This window comes from Clostridium sp. AM49-4BH (assembly GCF_003478335.1).
Taxonomy (GTDB): Bacteria; Bacillota; Clostridia; order Lachnospirales; family Lachnospiraceae; genus Butyribacter.
On the sequence record NZ_QUFB01000019.1, the window covers coordinates 21,647 to 43,548 of the forward strand.

At 44.0% G+C, this 21,902-nt stretch carries 16 protein-coding genes and 1 pseudogene; 13 read left to right on the plus strand and 4 right to left on the minus strand.

Going from position 1 to position 21,902, the window contains the following annotated elements:
* The first annotated feature begins 219 nt into the window (after positions 1 to 219).
* From DW981_RS07110 to DW981_RS07135, 6 genes are all read left to right on the plus strand, one after another.
* Positions 220 to 1,581, plus strand: coding sequence for a PEGA domain-containing protein (locus DW981_RS07110; RefSeq protein ID WP_182434177.1), 1,362 nt, complete (start codon positions 220 to 222; stop codon positions 1,579 to 1,581).
* 52 nt (positions 1,582 to 1,633) lie between these two features.
* On the plus strand, positions 1,634 to 3,364 hold the full coding sequence (locus DW981_RS07115) for a phospho-sugar mutase (RefSeq protein ID WP_118507234.1): 1,731 nt from the start codon (positions 1,634 to 1,636) through the stop codon (positions 3,362 to 3,364).
* 91 nt (positions 3,365 to 3,455) lie between these two features.
* Positions 3,456 to 4,298, plus strand: a complete 843-nt coding sequence (locus DW981_RS07120) for a M14 family zinc carboxypeptidase (protein WP_118507235.1) — start codon at positions 3,456 to 3,458, stop codon at positions 4,296 to 4,298.
* Positions 4,299 to 4,372: 74 nt separating this feature from the next.
* Complete coding sequence (glgB, locus tag DW981_RS07125) at positions 4,373 to 6,598, plus strand: 1,4-alpha-glucan branching protein GlgB (RefSeq protein WP_118507236.1); 2,226 nt, start codon at positions 4,373 to 4,375, stop codon at positions 6,596 to 6,598.
* A 75-nt stretch (positions 6,599 to 6,673) separates the two neighbouring features.
* Entirely contained in the window at positions 6,674 to 7,225 is a 552-nt protein-coding gene (locus DW981_RS07130) for a hypothetical protein (RefSeq protein WP_022024456.1), read from the plus strand.
* 222 nt (positions 7,226 to 7,447) lie between these two features.
* The gene (locus tag DW981_RS07135; protein ID WP_243034681.1) at positions 7,448 to 7,747 is read left to right on the plus strand and encodes a hypothetical protein; all 300 of its coding nucleotides are present in this window, start codon (positions 7,448 to 7,450) and stop codon (positions 7,745 to 7,747) included.
* Here the strand turns inward: DW981_RS07135 and DW981_RS07140 are convergent.
* The 3 genes from DW981_RS07140 to spoIIR form a co-directional block, all read right to left on the minus strand.
* A complete protein-coding gene (locus DW981_RS07140; protein WP_243034682.1) occupies positions 7,744 to 8,013 on the minus strand; it encodes a DUF1934 domain-containing protein in 270 nt (89 codons plus the stop codon). The two genes, DW981_RS07135 and DW981_RS07140, sit on opposite strands and share 4 nt — an antisense overlap.
* Positions 8,014 to 8,030: 17 nt before the next feature.
* Complete coding sequence (locus DW981_RS15070) at positions 8,031 to 8,207, minus strand: hypothetical protein (protein ID WP_182434178.1); 177 nt, start codon at positions 8,205 to 8,207, stop codon at positions 8,031 to 8,033.
* A 230-nt stretch (positions 8,208 to 8,437) separates the two neighbouring features.
* Complete coding sequence (gene spoIIR, locus DW981_RS07145; protein ID WP_118507239.1) at positions 8,438 to 9,244, minus strand: stage II sporulation protein R; 807 nt, start codon at positions 9,242 to 9,244, stop codon at positions 8,438 to 8,440.
* Between the two features lie 731 nt (positions 9,245 to 9,975).
* Here spoIIR and DW981_RS07150 point away from each other — a divergent pair.
* From DW981_RS07150 to DW981_RS07165, 5 genes and pseudogenes are all read left to right on the plus strand, one after another.
* Positions 9,976 to 11,382: pseudogene (locus tag DW981_RS07150) on the plus strand (S8 family serine peptidase); the annotation flags it as partial.
* A gap of 75 nt (positions 11,383 to 11,457) precedes the next feature.
* Positions 11,458 to 12,552 carry a leucine-rich repeat domain-containing protein gene (locus tag DW981_RS07155; protein ID WP_182434179.1) on the plus strand — a complete coding sequence of 365 codons (1,095 nt, stop codon included), beginning with the start codon at positions 11,458 to 11,460 and terminating at the stop codon, positions 12,550 to 12,552.
* Positions 12,553 to 13,039: 487 nt separating this feature from the next.
* Positions 13,040 to 15,334, plus strand: coding sequence for a transglycosylase domain-containing protein (locus tag DW981_RS07160; RefSeq protein ID WP_118507242.1), 2,295 nt, complete (start codon positions 13,040 to 13,042; stop codon positions 15,332 to 15,334).
* A gap of 11 nt (positions 15,335 to 15,345) precedes the next feature.
* The gene (locus DW981_RS15075) at positions 15,346 to 15,519 is read left to right on the plus strand and encodes a hypothetical protein (RefSeq protein WP_182434180.1); all 174 of its coding nucleotides are present in this window, start codon (positions 15,346 to 15,348) and stop codon (positions 15,517 to 15,519) included.
* A 22-nt stretch (positions 15,520 to 15,541) separates the two neighbouring features.
* A complete protein-coding gene (locus DW981_RS07165) occupies positions 15,542 to 16,486 on the plus strand; it encodes a glycosyltransferase family 2 protein (RefSeq protein WP_118507243.1) in 945 nt (314 codons plus the stop codon).
* 3 nt (positions 16,487 to 16,489) lie between these two features.
* Here the strand turns inward: DW981_RS07165 and DW981_RS07170 are convergent, their stop codons facing one another.
* A complete protein-coding gene (locus DW981_RS07170; protein WP_118507244.1) occupies positions 16,490 to 18,457 on the minus strand; it encodes an NAD(+) synthase in 1,968 nt (655 codons plus the stop codon).
* A 363-nt stretch (positions 18,458 to 18,820) separates the two neighbouring features.
* Between DW981_RS07170 and DW981_RS07175 the strand changes: the two genes are divergently transcribed.
* Positions 18,821 to 21,223: a M56 family metallopeptidase gene (locus tag DW981_RS07175; protein WP_118507245.1), complete on the plus strand. Its 2,403-nt coding sequence runs from the start codon at positions 18,821 to 18,823 to the stop codon at positions 21,221 to 21,223.
* A gap of 163 nt (positions 21,224 to 21,386) precedes the next feature.
* Positions 21,387 to 21,800: a FeoC-like transcriptional regulator gene (locus DW981_RS07180; RefSeq protein ID WP_022026037.1), complete on the plus strand. Its 414-nt coding sequence runs from the start codon at positions 21,387 to 21,389 to the stop codon at positions 21,798 to 21,800.
* Positions 21,801 to 21,902: the final 102 nt, after the last annotated feature.

Sequence of the window (21,902 nt, forward strand, 5' to 3'; positions counted from 1 at the left end):
GGGCTCTGTCGGAGTTTGCAGATTTGCATTTTTTGGCGATTCAAAGTTCAAATGGTGTATGTTAATTGCGCGTAAGGTCTTTTATTTTGGGTATCTCTGTGGTAATATAAACAATGCGGGTAAAATTGGATGGGGTGATTATCATGCTTAACGGTCTATACATCACAGGCCGTGAGTGCATGGAAGATTGCGTAAAAAGAAACACAGATGGAGGAGCAATTGAAGAACAGTAAGAAAATATTGCTTTTGATGATGTGTTTGCTGTGTGTATGCATGCTGACAGCGTGTACCGTGAAACATCGTCGACAGCGTAACAGTGTTTCTGCGACAGGATCGCCGGTGAACACGAAGACGTTGACCGGAGTGGTGACCGGACAGGATGTAGAGAAACAGAATATTACCGTGCGAGAGCTTGATAGCAATCTGGAATCGGTACTGTATTACGACTCTACCGCAGCGGTAACCAACAAATTTGGAGAGACGATCACGGCAGAGCAAATAACAACGGGCGAGATTTTGGAGTTGGCATATCGTACTTCAGATACACTGCTGGTGTCGGCGGCGGTACCGGAGGATGTATGGGAGTATGACGAAGTGGATTCCTTTTCTTTTCGGGCAGAAGAGAATATGATGCGTTTTGCCGATAAAAAATATCAATACTCAGCAAATACGTATATTTCATCGTCCGGGCAGCAGATTGCACTTGCAGAGCTTAATCAAGAAGATACGTTGACGGTGCGGGGCGTAGGCATACATGTCTATTCTATTACACGAACAGCGGGGCATGGTTATGTTCGGCTGACCGGATATGAGGACTTTACAGGCGGCATGGTTGAGGTTGGTAACCGTATTATTCTGCCGATCGCAGATAATATGTTGATCACGGCACCGGCAGGCATTTACCGTGTAACTTTGTGCAAGGGAGTGTCGATTGCCAGCAAGACAGCGACGGTGCAGCAGGATCAGACGGTAACCGTTGATTTTTCGGATTATGTGTCTACGGCGAAAGATATTGGAACGGTTACATTTGATATCGAGCCGGAAGGGGCAGACTTGACGATCAACGGGACAACGGTTGACTATTCACAGCCGGTTGCATTAAACTATGGAGAGTATAAGATCACAGTTGCCATGACAGGGTACGAAACCTATAGTGGTACGCTGGATGTTGAAGATGCATCGGTACCGGTGCATATTGATCTGATCGAGGAGCAGGCGACGGTAAATAACAGTGCGACAGCGACACCTGCGGCAAGTGCGGCGGGAGATAACAACAGCCCTTCAGGCTCGACAACGAGCGATTCGTCAAGCAGTTCATCGACAGACAGCAGTGCGGCGTCCAAGAAAGTGGACAGTTCGCATACGATTACGGTAACGGCACCGCGAGGTGTTGAAGTATATTTAGATAATGTGTATAAAGGGTTGGCACCATGCAAATTCAAGAAGGTGATAGGCTCGCAGACAGTAACTTTGAGCCAGACCGGGTATGTGACGAAAAGTTATTCGATTGATATTTTGGATGATGATGAGGATGTCACGTTGAAGTTTGCAGACTTGGTGAAAGAAACCAGTAGTCGATAAGGGTAGGGAAAGGAACAGGTAAGAACAAGGCACAAGCAGGAGGATGTAAGCAATGGATTACAAGAAGATTTATGAAGCATGGTTGGCAAATCCTTATTTTGATGAGGAGACAAAGGCTGAGCTAAAAGCAATCGCAAACGATGATGGAGAGATCAAGGAGCGTTTTTACAAGGATCTTGAGTTTGGTACTGCCGGACTTCGTGGAGTGATCGGTGCAGGCACGAATCGCATGAATATTTATACGGTGCGTAAAGCAACGCAGGGGCTTGCAAACTATATCAACAAAGCAGGTAAGGCAGCACAGGGTGTTGCAATTGCTTTTGATTCCCGTCATATGTCACCGGAATTTGCAGATGAGGCGGCACTTTGCCTGGCAGCAAATGGAATTAAGGCGTATGTGTTTGAATCTCTTCGTCCAACACCAGAGCTTTCCTATGCAGTGCGTGAATTGAAGTGTGTTGCCGGTATCAACATTACAGCAAGTCATAATCCGCCAGAGTATAATGGTTATAAGGTATATTGGGAAGATGGTGCACAGATCACACCACCTCATGATACAGGAATTATGGATGAAGTTAAGGCTGTTACAGATTATGCGACAGTAAAGACGATGGACAAGTCCGATGCAGTGGCAAAGGGATTGTACGAGCAGATCGGTGCTGCTATCGACGACAAATATATTGAAGAGTTAAAGAAACAGGTTATTCATTGGGATAGCATCAAAGAGGTCGGTAAAGATCTTAAGATCGTATATACACCACTTCATGGAACCGGTAATATCCCGGCAAGACGTGTATTGAAAGAGATCGGTTTTGAGAATGTATATGTTGTTCCGGAGCAGGAACTTCCGGATGGAGATTTCCCAACGGTAAGTTATCCAAATCCAGAGGCAGCAGAAGCATTTGAGCTTGCACTGAAACTGGCGAAAGAGAAAGATGCAGATCTTGTATTGGCAACAGATCCGGATGCAGACCGTTTGGGCGTTTATGTCAAGGATACCAAGAGCGGAGAGTACATTACTCTGACCGGTAATATGTCAGGCTGCCTGCTTGCAGATTATGAGATCTCTCAGAAGAAGGAGACAAAGGGTCTTCCTGCAGATGGCAAATTGATCAAAACGATCGTTACTTCGAATCTTGCGGATGCGATCGCAGAATACTATGGCGTTGATTTGATCGAAGTATTGACCGGATTTAAATATATCGGACAGCAGATCCTCGGTTTTGAGACAACCGGTAAAGGTGAGTATCTGTTTGGTTTTGAGGAAAGCTATGGCTGCCTGATCGGCACACATGCGCGTGACAAAGATGCGATCGTTGCTACGATGGCTCTTTGCGAGGCTGCAGCATATTATAAGACCAAAAATATGACTTTGTGGGATGCAATGCTTGCCATGTATGAGCGTTACGGATACTACAAAGACGGTGTGAAGGCTGTGACAATGAAGGGAATCGAAGGACTGGAGAAGATTCAGGAGATCATGAATGAGCTTCGCACGAATCCACCAAAAGAGTTCTGTGGATATAAGGTAGAGTCTTTCCGTGATTATCAGGCAGATACGATCACAGACATTGCGAGCGGAGAGGTTAAGCCTACCGGCCTGCCAAAGTCGAATGTACTGTATTTTGATATGAGCGACAAGGTATGGATGTGTATACGTCCATCCGGTACAGAACCAAAGATCAAGTTCTACTTTGGTGTAGTTGGAGAGTCTCTGGAAGATGCAGACAAGAAGTCGGAAGAGATGGCAAAAGCAGTAGATGCATTAGTGGCTTCTCTGTAAAAATGTAAGAAATAAGGAATACAAATGCCTCCTGACGCATATAATCACAAGGGTATGTATTACGTGATGATATGCAAAGGAGGTATTTTTTGTGTCGGGAATTGTCAGTATTCACAACCGTTTGTATACATATTATGACTTAGAGCGTGATCTGCAGGAGCTTGCCATCTGCTATCCGGATTCCACGGAATTGACTTCGCTTGGTCAAACATTAGATCACCGGCAGATATATTGCTTGCGGATACATGGAACAAAAGGTTTCACAAAGCATGCCGTGGTAATTCAGGCGGCAATGCATGCAAGGGAGTGGAAAAATGCGCAGCTTTTGATGATGATGGCAGAACGTTTTCTTCGCTGTTATGGGGAGGATATTCTTTGGGAGGGGATTCCATATCGGCAATTGCTGCGGCATTATGATGTCTATATATTGCCGATGGTCAATCCGGATGGCGTTCAGATCAGCCAATTTGGCTCCGAAGGCATTATCGATCCGGTGCTTCGGCAGGAATTACAGGAAAAGATCGCGACACAGAGAGAGGCAAGACGCTGGAAAGGAAATGCGAAGGGAGTTGATCTCAACCGTATTTTTACGGAAGAAGCGTTAGATCAGCCGGAAAGTATCGTGCTGCGTGATCTTGTCAACGCAGTATCACCGCAGTTGACAATAAATTATCATTCTACCGGACAGGTTATTTTTTACCGACAGTTTTTTACGGCATTAGAATACATGAGCAGACGCACCGGATATCCCCTTGTGTTAGAGACCGGAAAGCCCGTTGGATCATTTGGAGATTATTTGACAGAGCAGGGTAAAAAGTGGTGTACGATCGAGACGGGAGCGTGGGAAGCACCGGTGGGACATATGCAGATCTATGCTTGGTGGATGCGTCAGAAAAGCCTGCTTCCGCTTGTTCTTGCATCGCTTTTATGCTAAAATGGAAATACTAAAATTGCCTTTGAATGACCGATGGTCATTCCCGGGAAAATACAAATTATGGGGGAAGACGTATGCAGGAAAAAATGGATCAGTGGATCAACTGGGTGGAGTATGATGAGCTGCTAGCCGGTCATCATAATGCACCGCATAATTTATTGGGTTTACATGAATTTGGCAAAGGACAGGTGTTTACGGTATATCGTCCGGAAGCGCAGAAGATTACTGTGACGGACAAGAATGGCAAGCACGCATTAGAACTGGAAGAGATACAGGAAGGCAGTGGATTTTTTGGAAAATACGTGCCGGATCATAAGTACAAAAAACCGTATCTTTTACATATTCAATATGGAGAAAATGATATTGTAACGACAGCGGATCCATATTCATTCGATCCGCAGCTTTCGAATGATGATCTGTATTTATTTGCGGAGGGAAATCACTATAATATTTATGAAAAATTAGGCGCACATCCTCGGACGATCGATGGCGTAAAGGGTGTGTATTTTGCCGTTTGGGCACCACATGCAAGAGCGGTCAGTGTTGTGGGCGATTTTAATATGTGGGATGGCAGACTGCATTTGATGCGTACGTTAAATGTGTCCGGTATTTATGAGATTTTTATTCCGGGTGTAAAGACCGGGGCTGTGTATAAATACCAGATCTTAACTCGTACCGGAGAGATCTTGATGAAGTCAGATCCGTATGCTAACTGTGCTGAGTTGCGTCCAAATAACGCATCTGTTGTGGCAGATCTGAATGTATATCATTGGAATGATCACCGCTGGATGCATGACCGTGCTAAGGAGACCAGACAGTCTCTGGGGCAGAAGCCGATGGCGATCTATGAGATGCATTTGGGTTCTTGGAGAAAACGTGTGGAAGATGATGATAATGGATTCTTCTCCTATCGAGAGCTTGCGCCAATGATCGCGAAGTATGTCCATGAAATGGGATATACACATGTTGAATTGATGGGAATTGCGGAGCATCCGTTTGACGGCTCTTGGGGATATCAGGTGACGGGATATTATGCTCCGACCAGACGATATGGCAATCCGGATGATTTTATGTATTTTGTAGATTATATGCATGACAAGGGGATTGGCGTGATCTTGGACTGGGTACCGGCACATTTCCCGAAAGATGCGTACGGACTTGGTATGTTTGACGGACAGCCATTGTATGAGCATCCGGATCCAAGACGTGGAGAACATCCGCATTGGGGTACATATATCTTTAATTACAACAAGCGTGAGGTCAGCAATTTCCTGCTTGCCAATGGTTTGTTTTGGATGAAAAAGTTCCATGTAGATGGACTGCGAGTAGATGCTGTAGCGTCTATGCTGTATTTGGATTACGGCAAAGATGATGGCGAGTGGCTGCCAAACGAAGATGGCGGTAATGAGAATTACGATGCGATCAACTTATTCCGTCATATGAATAGCGAATTTGAAAAGCAGGTACCGGGCTGCATGATCATTGCCGAAGAGTCTACAGCTTGGCCAAAAGTCAGCACAAGTGTGCGCGATGGAGGTCTTGGATTTACATTCAAATGGAATATGGGCTGGATGAATGATTTCTTGGAATATATGCATATGGATCCATTGTTCCGTTCCGGTAATCATGGTAAGCTGACATTTAGTATGGATTATGCGTATAGTGAGAATTTTATTCAGGTATTGTCGCATGATGAGGTTGTTCATGGTAAGGGATCAATGATCAACAAAATGCCGGGAGAATTGGATGACCAGTTTGCTAACCTGAGAGCAGCATATGGCTTCATGTATGGACATCCCGGTAAGAAGTTATTGTTTATGGGACAAGAATTTGCACAATATCGTGAGTGGAGCGAAAGCCGCAGTCTGGATTGGTATTTGCTTGGTGAAGAGCGCAACAAACAGATGCAGGCTTATGTGAAAGCATTGAATGCACTGTATCGCAAAAATGAAGCGCTGTATGTGAATGATTATGATATTATGGGCTTTGAGTGGATGAGCTGTCTGAATGCAGATCAGAGTACGGTATCTTTCGTGCGCCGAGGTAAAACGACGAAGAAACAGCTTCTCTTTGTATGTAACTTTACTCCGGTGAAAAGAGAAGATTTCCGGGTGGGTGTTCCATGCAGCGGAGAGTATTCGTTGATCCTGACGTCGGATGATAAAGCATATGGTGGAACCGGAGTGCGCAATGCGAAGAAGGTGACAGCGGACAAGATTACTTTTGATGGAAGAGACTATTCGATCAAAATGACACTGCCTCCATTATCTGTTACAGTATATCAATTTGATTATAAGTAAGAAGTGTGCTATGATAACACAGTATGCGTAGCTGTCAATGGCTGGTATATAGAATGAACAGATGGAGGAATTAAGATGGATTACACATGGAATGTAATGCCGGTATACGGTGTATCAACATGGGTCATAGTAATGCTCGTTGTTATTGTGTTGTTGATTGCGGCGTTGGTTGCGTTAAGTATTTATGGTAAGAAACTGCAGGACAGACAGGAAGATTCACAGAGACAGTTGCAGGAGGCTGCCCAAAGTGCCAAGCTTCTGGTCATTGATAAGAAAAAGATGAAGTTCAAAGATTCGGGACTGCCGCCAATGGTGCTTGAACAGGTGCCGAAGTATATGCGCGGACGCAAGGTGCCGATCGTCAAAGCAAAGATTGGTCCGAGAATCATGTCTCTTATCTGCGAGGACAAGATCTTTGATCTGATTCCGGTTAAGAAAGAGATTCGTGCGACGATCAGCGGAATTTACATTATGGATGTAAAGGGACTTCACAACAATTTAGAGCATGCACCTAAGGGCAAGAAAAAGCTTGGTGAGCGTATGCGTGAACGTGCTGAGAAGAAGTCAAAAGAACTGAATCAGAAACGTGCAGAACTTGAAAAAGACACCAAAAAGAAACATAAATAAGATTTCAAACATGGAACCTGCAAGGTATGTAATGTACTTTGCAGGTTTTTTTGTTTTATAAGCGCTGGCTTTGCTTTTTTACAGTATAGAAAAATGCTCGTAACGTAGAGGGAAAGAAAAGCAAAGGCGGCAGAAGGCAGATTTGCAGAATGTTCAGACAATGTCAAGGAACTGCAGGTATGCATTTCGAATTATATTTCGAAGATGTTTGCAAGCGGTAATTTGACAGAGTTACAGTCAGAGCAGACGGCGGGGTTATTATGCGTATCTAATAATATTGAGAGAATCGCTGACCGTTGTGATGAGATTGAGCAGTCCTATCTGCTGATGAAGAAACATGGAAATAAATTGTCGGAAAAGGCTGTCGAAGAGCTGCGAGAGTGTATGCAGCTTTCCACCAAGCTCTTTGATGATGCGATTGCAATCGTGCTGCAAAAGAACAATCCAATCACAGACTTATCGACCAAACAAATCCGAGATATTTACAATGGAAAATATCCAAAATGGTCTGATATCAATTAAGCGATCGGCTTGTTATTGATCAATATTTCCATAGCGTATTTGCCGAGACTATTTCCGCCCATCTGAAGTTCATACTCAATGGCAGTATAGAGATCCGGTTCACCTTCCAGTTCTAGTTCCTTTATGGTGTCCGGATCGTTTGTCATCTGTACCAGACCAGTGTTGAGCACCATTTGCAAAGCTCCGTAAGGTGTGTCATAAAAACCGCGGAAAACATCATCATTGCGAAATTCCATGGTAGAATTGATGGTACCTTTCTTGATCAAGATTACTTCTTCGTCTCTTATCTTAAGAAGATTTTTGGTGCGGTCTCCAGGGTCTGAGGAGACGGTTTCTCGTAGGAAAATACATGCCAGTCACCGACTTTACGGTATTTTGCTGGATATGTATTTATAATTCCATCACCATCTTCGCTGTCTAATTGTTCCATTCGTAATGTCAATACTACGTTATTATCCAAAAAAGTATCCTCCTTGTTGTTCTCTGAGGCTTATTAATATCCATCAATTAGCCTTTTTATTAAACTCGCAAATACGCTCTTTCAGAGCTTATTCGCTTGTTTCACAAGCTTATTTGCTCGTTAATGAGCCCAGAAAAACAAATGTCTGCTTCACAGCCGCTTGTTTTTCTCTGAGGCTCATTATATCACAAATTCGCAACGCAAGGGAGCTTGTTTCAACACCTATTTGACTAGTGAGAGGTAATCCAGTCATAGATGCCGGAGTGAAACGAGACCTTGGGAGAAGGCGATGGCGTTTTTTTCTTTGGCGCCGGAGAGGAAGTGGCTGTAAGGCGGTTATATTCTTCTGTGGTTATATGCTGCTTCAACTTTTGTTTAGAGTCTTCTGGGACTACAGCCGTAGTCTCGTCAACGAAACAAAGACATGGAAATAGCACACACCACCAGTTACGGCCTTCGGATTTGCCAATTTCCACACAAAGTGCACGATACGTTCCCGGTGGAAAGGTCAAATCGCCATATTGTTTGGTTGGAAAATAGCGATCTTCCAGTGACACAGATACCGGGTAGGAAAAACCGTGTGAGCGAATCACTTTTTCAGCAGTATTCATAATATAATCTTTTTCGGCGCAAATTCGCTGTTCTGCTTCTTGTGGATCTGCTGCATTTGCCAAATCTTGCTGCAGCTCGTTAATAATGGCATCTCGTACTTGATATTTCAATGTTTGATCGGCAGTCGAATTGCTATTGGCAATGACGTGCAGTCGAATCATACTATCGACAAGATCAGTCGATGGGGAATTTATCTGATGAGCCTTGGCCTTTGCTTGTTGAGAATGGGTGAAGCTGGTATGTACAGCGTTTGCATTTACTGCACGCAGTCCGGTCAACAATGTAGCGAAAGACACTGTAAAAAGCAACAGTAATGCAACAGCTTTGCTATAACGTCTCCTGCGGCCAGTGTTTTGAGGCTGTTGCAGCCGAGTGGAAACGCGCGTAAGAATGGTGTCTGTATCAGATAAGTTATGGTAAAACATAGTAATCCTCCTGTCTTTTTTGATCCTGTAAATCTAGGGGAGCCCTAGCATCATATTGCAGGTATCATGTTGGTGTCGCGAAATTCGTTCGCTTTGTGCAAGGTGATCAATCTTGCTTTCAATGACAGCATTCCCATATTTTTCCGTGTTATACAGAAAAAATCAACTCAAACTTTCCATACCAGAAGATTTTACAAGTCCATATAATAGGAAATATATGGCAGATATAGATAACAGTAGCATTTGGTATGGAAAATGCAAGATAATATGATATTCATTTACTATGTTATTGAAGTAGGGGGAGGGACGAATTGAATTGGGTGACTGGAATTAGGATTTTGGGAAATTTAGCTTGCTTATGTGTGCTTTTTTATGGATATATGTTTTGCCCTCAATGTTCCAGTTATTTAATCACTTTTTTTCATGATGATTAAGGTGTTAAAAGGTTTGAATTTTCCTTGCGAGTATTTTGTGAATCTTCAACCAGATATCCATCAATTTCGCATCTCAAAAGGGGCGAGGTTTTTTTATATAGATGATCAGATATGTCCAAATTCTTAAGAATTATTAAGATTACGCTGATATTGTTGACAAGGTAACAGATCTATGGTGTACTAAAGATGTAACTAACGGAAGTTCTGTATAGAGTGAATTATTTTTTGTATCTAGAGTATCTATTTTTTACATGTGAAAAGTGACATGGGTAAGGAGGAGCAAATGAAAAAGAAACGGATCAAATATTATATCCGGCCGCATATGAGGAAGTCATGGCTGTTGGTGGTGTCAGTGCAGATATGTCGCCGGCAGACTGTTCGGTACAGGGAGCGGACGTTGAACTGTCAGCACCGGGAGAGTATATTCCGGTACTTGCCCAGTTGGGAGGATTGACCGTGGAATCCGGTACCAGTATGGCAGTACCGCATATTGCTGCGGTAGCGGCGAAACTGTGGGAGAACCATGCAGACTGGTCTGCCGATAAGATACGACAATGCATGGATGTCAGTGCCAAACAGCTTGCTGATGGGAACGGAAAGATCGTCGACTATAAAGCTGCATCGGAGTTGGCGAAAGATTTTGATGTTGTTTATAAGCCTAATTGCAGCACAAGTGATCTGCCGGAGTGTGGGAGCCATGTTACTGCAGAAGACCGGTATGAGATACCGGGAGTGGTGGCGAAGTGGATGGAAAAAGGACACAATAGTCTTATTAGCGATGCTGTATCGGATGCGAACTTGAAATCAAAATACACGGATAAAAAGATAGCTGTGCTAAAAGCGGTTAGTCTGGCAGTGGATACCTGCAGTGGAACAAGCGGGGGTACAAAACTCACCTTGGCAAAGGATGTACCGAACCTGCATGCGCACAAATTTACCAATTATATTACAACAGTCTATTACCTGTATAAGATCGCATATTTACAGAAAAAGAATCCGGGTAAAAGCATTACGGAGATCATGAACAGCGATTCTGCCAAAGGTGCAGTCATTGATCTGGCAAATCTGTCATATATCAATAAGGCGATCAATATTATCTGTACCAAAGAACTTAAAAAAGGCGGTAAGGCTTATAACATCCCAAATGCCTATACCGGGACCAATGCGGCTGCCAATAACAGAGCACTGCGGGTGCTTGGCATGGCACTGCATGTAGCAGGGGATGCATTTTCTCACAAATCGATTGTGCCAAATAGTGACGACATGAAAAGTAAACTTAAGGTCAATGTGATCGGAGAAGGAGGAAAGAATATATTTACTAAAGATGAGTATAAGCAAATAATAAAAAAATTAGATGCTTATACATCAACGACAGGAATGACATATTCGGCTTTGGATGATAACGTGGCGGATTCCGGAAGAAAAAAGAAATCACATCAAAATTATGCGGATAGTCCGGGCTCAAGTGGAAGAAGATATACTCATGGTGCCAAGGTTGTGGTCACAGGATTGTTGAAAGATTATTATTACCGTCATAATAAGTTTGAACATAATGTATTTAATAATTTCGGCGGGACATATGATACAGTGGTTCCCGGAAAAAATAATATATGCATGTTTAGGATTTATACATATGCAAGAAAGTTGGATACGTCATTTGCACCAACATCCACATGGCGAACATATTCGCGGGGAGATGGTTGATTTATTATGAAATAAAGTTATCAGTAACAGTCAGTAATTATGTGGCGGAGATGCAGGAAAGGACAGGTGATTATTATGAAAAGCAGGTATTATGCAGTGATGATACTATTGTGTATCGTAACAATATTTTCGAAGTCGACAACGGCAAATGCGGATGACAGATACGTAAAACTGTGTGAAAGATATTTTACCGAATTTGCGGAGGATTATGGTAAATTTGGTCAGAAAGACGGATTTACTTATCTTTATTCGGATAAGAAGAATACGGCAACGATCGTTGCGATACCAATGGAACAAAAAAAGGTTGCCGTACCGGAGAAGATCAATGGTAAAACAGTAACGAAGATTGAACTGATGGATGTATTTAGCTGTAGCTCAAATTACTATTTTCGAGATGAATTTTACGGAGAACATGAGGACAATCCGGTTCCAAAGGTTGAGTACTTGAGTATTCCGAAGACAGTCAAGGTTATAAATATTTATGCAGGAATAGGGCTGACGGAAGGGTATTGCGGAGAACTGCAGTCTTATCTGGTACATCTGAAGAAATTTAACGTGGCATCGGCTAACAAGTGGTATAGGTCATACAAGGGAATGTTGTATACGAAAAATGGAAAGAAACTGCTTCTTGTACCAAGGAAGTATATGGCAAAAACGGTCAAAGTAAAAAAGGGAACAACAAAGATAGCAGATTTCGCTTTTTCCTTCTGCACCAACATTAAAAAGGTGATCCTGCCGGATACGGTAAAGGTGATTGGACAGAGTGCGTTTGTGCGCTGTTCGTTGAATTACATTAGGATGCCTAGGAAACTGAAAGAATTGGGCGGGAGTGCATTTCAAGAATCTGCTTTGAAGAAGATAACCATATACGGAAAAGTGGAATTGGATGAAACATTTTCAGATTGCAAAAAGTTAAAGTCTGTAGTGCTAAAAAAAGGAGTTAAGAAACTTGGAGAATATGTGTTTACTAGTTGCCCGAAACTGAGAAGTGTGACGGTTCCTAAAGGCATAAAAAATCTTTGGATGTACATTGACAGCATATTTTATTATCGGGGATTAAAGTGCAACCTTTCCAACATTACCATAAAAACACCAAAGAACTCAGAAATGTATAAGGAACGAAAATTTTTAAAGAAACGATACAAGATAAAAGTGAAAGTCATCAAGTAATGTTTACTATGTTTCTTGAAACATGAGTTGACAACTAAAAAGTGTATAACTACTGGCAGAGGATGTGACTAAAGTACATCCTCTGCTTTTATTACGGAATAGGAAATTACTCGTGCTGTTACGTTATACCACCAAAAATTGCTTTAGCAATTCTTGCAAAGCAAAGCGCTGGCTTTGTTCTTATTAATGGAATTTATGAAATAAGGCTTAAAAAAGATGTCATACGAGATCATGACTGAATCTTACAATTTTGTGAAATGCTATGGAAAGGATGAAATTTTTATAGAAATATGCTATTATAATGCCGTAAAAAGTACGAAATATCATATAATGAGCCTCTTGGAGAAGCGAGCAGATCAGCGTGCGAGACGAGCTGGAAAGCTCTAGAAGAGTGGATCTGCGAGTTGTTAAGGGGAAATTGCTAAATGTGATACAGAAAATAAGGGGCGCAAAAAGTTGATATAAGACTGCGCAGAAAGAGGAGGATATGAGTGGATTTAGAGTAGCGGGGGACAAAAGTTCACACCGCAAAAAAGAGCGAAAGCATCCGAAGCTTCGGTTGGCGATGAAAATTGCATTGCTTGTCATATTATTGATCATCATGGCAGTAATGATTGTTTTTTACGTTAAATTTGGAGATGATCTGTTGCGTTGGCGCAATCAGGCAAAGCAGGATGTGCAGTCATCGACGACGGAAACGTTCCGTTCTTCGGAGACCAGTTTTATTTATTCGGCAGATAAAAAAGTGATCGCCAAGTTGCGGGGAGACAAAGATTCCTATTATTTGGCGTTTGATCAAATTCCGCAATCGGTGAAAGATTGTTTTATCGTGACGGAAGATCGAGATTTTTATGAACATGACGGAGTGAATATTCTCTCCACTATGAAAGCGGCAGTGCTGCTTGTAAAGAGTCGTTTGTTCCATGAAAAGATTTCTCGAGGCGGAAGTACGATCACGCAGCAGCTTGCCCGTAAGATCTATTTGACGGATGATAAAACGTATGAGCGAAAAGTGCGTGAAATTTTTTACGCAATGGAGCTGGAGAAGAAATATACCAAAGACCAGATTTTGGAATTTTACATTAATAACGTATGTTTTGCAAATGCGAAGTACGGTATCGAGTCAGCCAGCAGAGCTTACTTTAGCAAGGGAACTTCGGAGCTGAATCTTGCAGAGGTGGCATTTTTGTGTTCGATCCCGAACCGACCGGAAACGTATAATCCGTTGGAACATTATGACAATGCGATCAAGCGTAAAGACCGTATTTTGAAACAGCTTTTGCAGGAAAAGAAAATTACGGAGGCAGAGTACAGCGATGCTTCTTATACGGAGATTGTCCTGGATCCGGCAGAGGCGATCAAGAGTCAGGACTATATGGCTACGTATGCGATCAGTTGTGCGACAAAAGCGTTGATGCAGCAACATGGATTTGAGTTCCGCTATGAATTTGCCAATGACGCGGATCGCAAAAATTATCAAAAAGAGTACGATACGCTGTACGACGAGTGTAGAACACAGTTGAATACCGGCGGCTATCATATTTATACATCGCTCAGTCGTTCCAGACAGAAAAAACTGCAGACGAGTGTGAATGATGCTCTGAAAGGATTTAAGGAAAAAACAAAGGATGGTACTTACAAGTTACAGGGCGCGGCTACTTGCATTGACAATGAGACGGGATTCGTAGTTGCAATTGTCGGTGGACGTAAGCAGAAATCAACGACGGGTTATACGTTGAATCGAGCTTTCCAGAGTTATCGTCAGCCGGGTAGCTGCTTTAAGCCGGTAGCGGTATATACGCCTGCATTGGAACGCGGCTATACACCGAATTCGATCGTAGATGATTCAAGGTTTAAGGGTGGCCCTAGCAACTCGGGCAACAGCTATCTTGGAAAGATCACGTTGCGCCGTGCCGTAGAGAAGTCCAAGAACGTTGTCGCTTGGAAGATCTTTAAGGAAATTACGCCGAAGGTTGGTCTTAGTTATCCGCTCAAAATGCATTTTGCCAATATTGTAGACAATGACTATTATCTATCTGCATCGCTTGGTGGACTGACGAACGGCGTGACAACGGTCGAGATGGCTTCTGCGTATGCGACGATCGCAAATGATGGCGTTTACCGCGAGCCGACCTGCATTAAGAAGATTACAGATTCCGAGGGAAATGTTATTTTGAAGAATAACGGAACCAAGCGGAAAGGAACGAAAGTCTATGAGAAAAATGCAGCACGTTCCATGACAGATATTTTGACCGGTGTATTGACAAGTGGTACAGCAGCAGGACATGAATTGAACAATATGTCTTGCGCCGGTAAGACGGGAACGACGAACGACAAAAAAGATGGATGGTTCTGTGGATTTACTCCATATTATACAACGACGGTATGGGTGGGATATGATTCGCCAAGAACATTAGAGGATCTGTACGGAAGTACGTATCCGCTAACAATTTGGGAAAACTTTATGAATGAGATTCATATCGGCCTGGAGAATAAGGATTTTGTGGAATCGGAATCATCAAGCAGCAAGTCAGACAAGAAAGATGGAAGTTACTCGACAAAACCACGTGAAACGATCGATCCTGAGGCTCGTGAGACAGAAACACCGGAGGAGACGGCAAAGCCAAAAGCAACCAAAAAGCCGGTTGTTACGGCAACACCAAAGGCAGAGCCGGAGGTAACGGAACCACCAACGACTATTGATGATGACCCAAGTGATGTGCCGAGCGATAATACACAGCCGGATGATGTCGGAGGCGATACCGGGGACGACACAGAATAAGATGTATCAGGATGTGGCATGAGACACGCTGCGGTAGTGTGTGCATTGGAACAGGGCGTGAGACACTGCAGAATAAGTTGTGTCAGAATGAAGCGCGAGACATTGCGGTAGTGTGTGCATTGGAACAGGGCGTGAGACACTGCAGAATAAGTTATGTCAGAATGAAGCGCGAGACACTGCAGTAGTGTGTGCCAGGAGGAGAAGGGCATGAAATTTAGCCTTTGTATGATTGTGAAAAATGAAGAGGCAGTTTTGAATCGGTGCTTGGAGTCCATGGCATCAGCGATGGATGAGATCATTATAGTGGATACCGGATCTACCGATGCAACCAAAAAGATCGCCGCAGCGTATACCGATCAGATCTATGATTTTGCGTGGACAGGAAACTTTGCAGAGGCAAGGAACTATGCAGCTTCCAAGGCAACCGGTGATTACATTTATACGGCAGATGCCGATGAATATTTGGAGCCGGAAGAGCTGCAGAAATTATTGCAGCTCAAAAAGGTATTGCTGCCTGAGGTTGAGATCGTGCAAATGCTATATTGCACACCGCCGGAACTTAGTACCGTATATAATTTTGCGGAGGAGTACCGCCCTAAATTATATAAGAGACTGCGTTCGTTTACTTGGATCGATCCGATTCATGAGACGTTACGTTTGGAGCCGGTTGTGTTTGACAGTGAGATACGTATTCAGCACAGACCATCGCCCGGACATGCCAAAAGAGACCTAGAGGCACTGGCAGCCGCAGCGGATCGTGAGAAACTGTTGTCCGACAAATTGCGCCACATGTACGCAATGGAATTGTATCGCTGTGGAGACGTCAGCGATTTTAACAGAGCGAAGGGATTTTTCCAAAGAGTAATGGAGGATCCGGACAGTGGACAGGATGCGCTTCGAGAGGCAATCTGTGTGCTGACACGAGGTTATCGTTTGGAGGGAGATGTTTCGCATTTTTTGGCATATGCATTGCGGGATGCAGTGACGGCACCTACTTCTGAGCTATGCTGTGAACTTGGAGCTTATTTTGAAGAGTGTGGGGATCTGGCGGAAGCAGCAATGTGGTATCAGAATGCACTGAGCGAAACAGAGAGCATATTAGATGCCCGCACCGGCAATGAAATTCCGACACGGGCATTAGAACGTTTTTGATAATCAAAGAGATTGTTCGATCGTATCCAATTCTTTCATCCAAAGAGCAGCGGAGGCATCACTAGGCATACGCCAGTCGCCGCGCGGTGACAATGCAACGCTGCCGACCTTTGGCCCATCCGGCAGACAGGAACGCTTAAATTGCTGGGCGAAGAAACGCCAATAAAATGTTCTCAACCATTTATAGATGGTTTTATCATCGTATTCTCCCGCAAATGTATATTTTGCCAAACGAAAGATTTTCGTCGGTGCATATCCAAAACGCATTAGATAATACAAGAAGAAATCATGCAGTTCATAAGGACCTACAATATTTTCTGTTTTCTGAGCAATCTTGCCGTCCTTTGGAGGCAGGAGTTCCGGACTTACCGGGGTATCTAAGACATCTAATAACACAGCTTTTAGCGAAGGATCTTCCGTTGTTTCCGCATAATAGGATACCAAATAACGAACCAACGTCTTTGGAACGGACGCGTTGACGCCATACATGGACATATGGTCGCCGTTGTAAGTTGCCCAGCCGAGTGCCAGCTCTGACATGTCACCGGTACCGATCACCATACCATTTGACTGGTTGGCAAGATCCATTAAGATCAGTGTGCGCTGTCTGGCCTGTGAGTTTTCATACGTAACATCATGGCTGCTCGGATCGTGTCCGATGTCCCGAAAATGAAGTTCAACTGCTTCGTGGATCGGGACTTCTTTTAGTGTTGCGCCGAGCTGCTTTGTGAGTGTGCAGGCGTTTTGGTAAGTGCGGTCGGTCGTGCCAAAACAAGGCATCGTGACGGCAACGATTCCACTTCGGTCAAGTCCAAGCAGATCAAAGGCTTTCGCAGTAACTAACAGAGCCAGCGTTGAGTCCAATCCGCCGGATATGCCGATCACAGCGCTGGTGCAATGGGTATGCGCCAATCTTTTTTTGAGTCCCATCGCCTGAATGTGTAAAATTTCATCGCAGCGGCGGTCGCGGTCTGCCTTACTGTTCGGGACAAACGGTGTTCGTTCATAATGTCTTGTGAGCGTTGTCTCTTCCACCTGCTGAAATGTAAAATGAATAATCTGATAAGCATCTTTCTCTGACTCATCGGTGCCCGGAACAATTTGTGGAAACGTGGAAATTCGTCTACGCTCACTGGTTAAACGCCCCAGATCGATCTCAGACAGGATCATACCATTTTGGAAACGCTTGCTTTCGTTGAGCAGTGTACCGTTTTCGGCAATCAGATTATGCCCGGCGAATACAAGATCCGTAGAGGATTCGCCTTCTCCTGCATCTGCATAAATATATGCACACAAAAGGCGGGCAGACTGTCCGGTTACTAACTCACGGCGATAGATATCTTTGCCGGTTGTTTCGTCACTGGCCGACAGATTAACAATGACGGTTGCACCGTGCAGAGCGTGTGCGGTAGAAGGTGGCGCTGCAGTCCATAAGTCCTCGCAGATCTCCGCACCAATGATCAATCCCGGCATATTGTCTGCTTGAAACAAGGTCTTGCTGCCAAACCAGATGAGATCTAATCCCTCCTCATCGCAAAGTTCCGGCATATGAAGGAAAATGCCCTCTTTCGGGGCGGCTGTAAAATGCCTTGCTTCATAAAATTCGGAATAATTCGGAATAAAAGTTTTGGGGATCAGACATATTACTTCTCCATGGAATACGACAGCGGCTACGTTATATAGCCGGTTCATATAAGAAAAAGGCAGACCAACAATGGTCATCATATCCATATTAGCGGACACTTTCCGAATACGGTTCAGGCCGGAGATGGCACCGTCTAATAACGCCTTTTGTAAAAAGAGATCGCCACAGGTATAGCCGGTCAGACAAAGTTCCGGCAAAACCAACAGCTTCGCATGCTCTGCATTTGCTTTCTGCATACATTTGATGATCTGCTCTGTATTGTAATCGGGATCTGCAACACGGATGTCCGGCGTTGCAGCAGCAACTTTCAAAAATAAATCGTTCATAGGCACTCCTTATTTTTCTATTATGATCTAGCTATCATTTTAAGCGGTAGTTCAAATGTACCACGTTGGCATGGGAATTGCAACCAAAGTTCAGTCTTGCGTATTGCGTATTACGGTAAACAGCTTTATTCCTGCTTTCGTATTACGGCAAACCGATGTATTCCTGCTTGCGTATTGCGACAAACCGCTTTATAATGTGTAATTGGGCAAAAATGAAGGTGAATGCGGAGGCATAGTAATGCACTTGGATATTTTAATTGATATGAAATTGCTGTTGTGTGGCGTGACATCACCAAGAATTGCTTTAGCAATTCTTGCAAAGCAAAGCGCTGGCTTTGCTTTTTCATTTATAGGAAACTGCTGTTGTGTAGCGCGACATCGCCAAGAATTGCTTTAGCAATTCTTGCAAAGCAAAGCGCTGGCTTTGCTTTTTTGTATCGTTTTTTTTATACTGTGATCGCAATGGAAGCGGCGGCTGTGAGTTTGTTCCTGCCGCTGCTGTTTTTGCGTGTGGTTATAAGTGGTCTGCCAAAGAAATATATGGTATGGCTGTGGCGGTTGTATTTTTTGCGGATCGTGTGTCCGATCCAGATTTCCAGTACGTTTAGTATTGTTCCGCCGTGGAATCGCAGTTACCATCGATTTTTAGCAGATGTAGGACTTGATATCGATGCGCAGCATGGCGGACTGCTTCGCAGTCTGCGCGATGTATGGCAAGCGAACATACAAGTAACGTCTCTCTATCGGATCATGGCGATAGGATACTTTGCAGGAATGCTGTTATTGGTAGTTCTTTTGGTGATTCGGGCGGGAAAGGTGCGTTCCGCGATCCGTATGCGGGAAAAACGACTGGAGGGTACTTTGTACCAGTCAGCGGTCGAATTGCCGGTCATGACAGGTCTGTTCGTGAATCGTGTGTTTTTGCCGGAAACGATGAATGTGCAGGAGGCGAAATATACATTAGCACATATGGAGTGTCGACGTGCTCGCAGAAGCAATCTTTGGAATGCGTTTTATGTAGCGGCGCTGCTTTTGCATTGGTACGATCCTTGCGTATGGGCTGCCGTATTTTTGGTTAGACGGGATGAGCAGATGGCGTGCGATGAATGTGCCGTGGACGGATGCAGTGCGGCAGACAAGAATGCGTATATACAAGGGATTTTGAACATTGTACCGCAGGAAAGCCGTGTGCCATTTACTGCGTGTGCAAGCTTTGAAACAGACTTAGAGAGACGGTCGCAGCGTTTGCTGCATCAGGGATCCGACCGAATGCGTTATAAAATGACCGGTGTGATCCTTTTGCTTTTGATGTTTTTCTGGCTTTTTTTGTTGCGTCCGGTTCAAAATGTATGGGCGGGAGGAACGTGGAATGCCGGGAGTGAGAAACTGTCCGCAAATAAGGACACGAGGAAAACGAATCTCATCATTTCGCAGACAGATGTATTGTCGCCAAGTGGACTGAAACAGACAGTTTCCTTGCGGCATAAGCGTAATGAAGCCAACGGCAGGATCCTGGCAAACAGTTATGAGCTGCAGCTTGCGGATGCAGCAGGCAGTGAATTGGCAGTTGTTGACCTGCAGAAAGTGTTTCGAGAGCAGGGGATTGCGAAGGATACGCTTTATTTCCCGGAGGGATTGAAGCTGCAGACCGGTGACTATAATAATGATGGGATTCAAGAACTGCTTTTGGGACAGCAGAGAGCGTGGGATGCAACAGAGCAAAAGCAGATCGGGAGATTGCTGTCCAACAAAACGGACAGCAAGTCAAAAACAGCGTCAAGCATGGGCAACGAGAACGTCACGCCGACACCAGCAAAACAGGTTAAGAACTTGCGGACGTATGTGTACGTAATGTTTCAGATGCAGGAGACCGGTTTGCAGATCGTCTCAGAGGCGGTATATGGGGAGCAGGCGGCATCGATGCAGTCTGTGAAGCCGAGTCAGGAATCGGACGTGAAGGACTTGTTTTATATGCAGCTCTCCGATGGAAAGCTGTACTATATTTGGGACAGCGATGCAACAAAGTTCCTGGCAAAGAAATTATCGTCTGATGAATTGAATCAGCATAGAAGGGCGTCACAGGGAACAGAGGAAGCGGGAGTCAGCAAGACAGAGACTTTGGAAGATGCCGATGGCAACGAGTGTATGCGCGTGCAGACGACCACTGACACGACCGGAAGTCCGGAAATCGGTCAGATCATGATGTCCCAAAACAAGAAAAAGATGAACGAGGTCAAGGGATATTTTTGCGAGTTGAAGTGGGTGCCGCAATCTGATGCTTCGTCCGGACGATATGCAGTATTGATCTATAATGGCACTAAAGCACAGACATTTGTGCTGTATGATGTTGATAAAGCTACGGAACTGTACCGGCAGGAAGACGGCAATGATATTCTCAGCAGTATCTTTGCCAAATATAATGACACACAGATTCAGTTTAAAAGTGGAGCAATTGCGGTGTACAAGCTCGCGGAACAAAATGGGAGCAGGCTAACGATTGATTTTGCGGCAGAAGCAGAAGATGGCGTAGATGTGAGTGGAAGTTATGTTTATGATATGGATAGTGAACAGATTTCCAATCTGCAGTATAACCAGTCGAATGATGATACGCAGACCAAGAATTCGTCAACCGGGAATGCCGGGACAGACAGCGATTCTTCTTCCTCAAATAAGGGAACAGACAGCAGCTCGAAACGTAAGAACACAACAACGCCACAGCCTGTTCCGACAATAAATAGCAATTTGGGGGATTATTTAGATCCGTGATGGTCTTGGACAAGCAATGTTCCAAATTTACGAAGTCTGGTTCGATCGTATCTTTTCTTGACGGTATTTTCGTAGAGTGCTATTCTTATAAGAGCAGAAAGTTCGTGGCAGCCGGCTTTATGAATAAAGGCAGCTGCAGAAATATGAGAAGAGGAGGGAAAATATGATCGTAGATAGAAATCGTTTTGGAGATTCGGAGATAAAGAGCTGTAAGCAGTGTGGACGCAGATTACATCCTGAATATAATAAAGATATATGTCCGGCATGCATGGAAATGAATCTGTTTAATGAAGTGAAAGATTATATTCGTAAAAATGATGTGAACGAATCTCAGGTGGCTGACCATTTTGGCATTTCCAATGCGAAGGTACGCGCATGGATCCGTGAAGGTCGTATTCAGTACAAAAATACAGATGGCAAAACAGTGTCGCAGGTGTATTGTCAGATCTGCGGTAAGCCGTTGGATTTCGGGAATTTATGTTCCGAATGTCGTCATTTGCAGGGATTGGAAGTTGTTGCAAAGCGTTATGGAGAAGAGGCAGGACAGATGCGTTTCATTAACAAAGACAGGACGTGAAATTACAGCAATAATTATAGAATGTTGCATTAAAATTTCCAGAAATCGGAAAAAAATATATTAGTAGAGGTAGAATTTTCCAGGAAGATTCGCCTCTTTTTT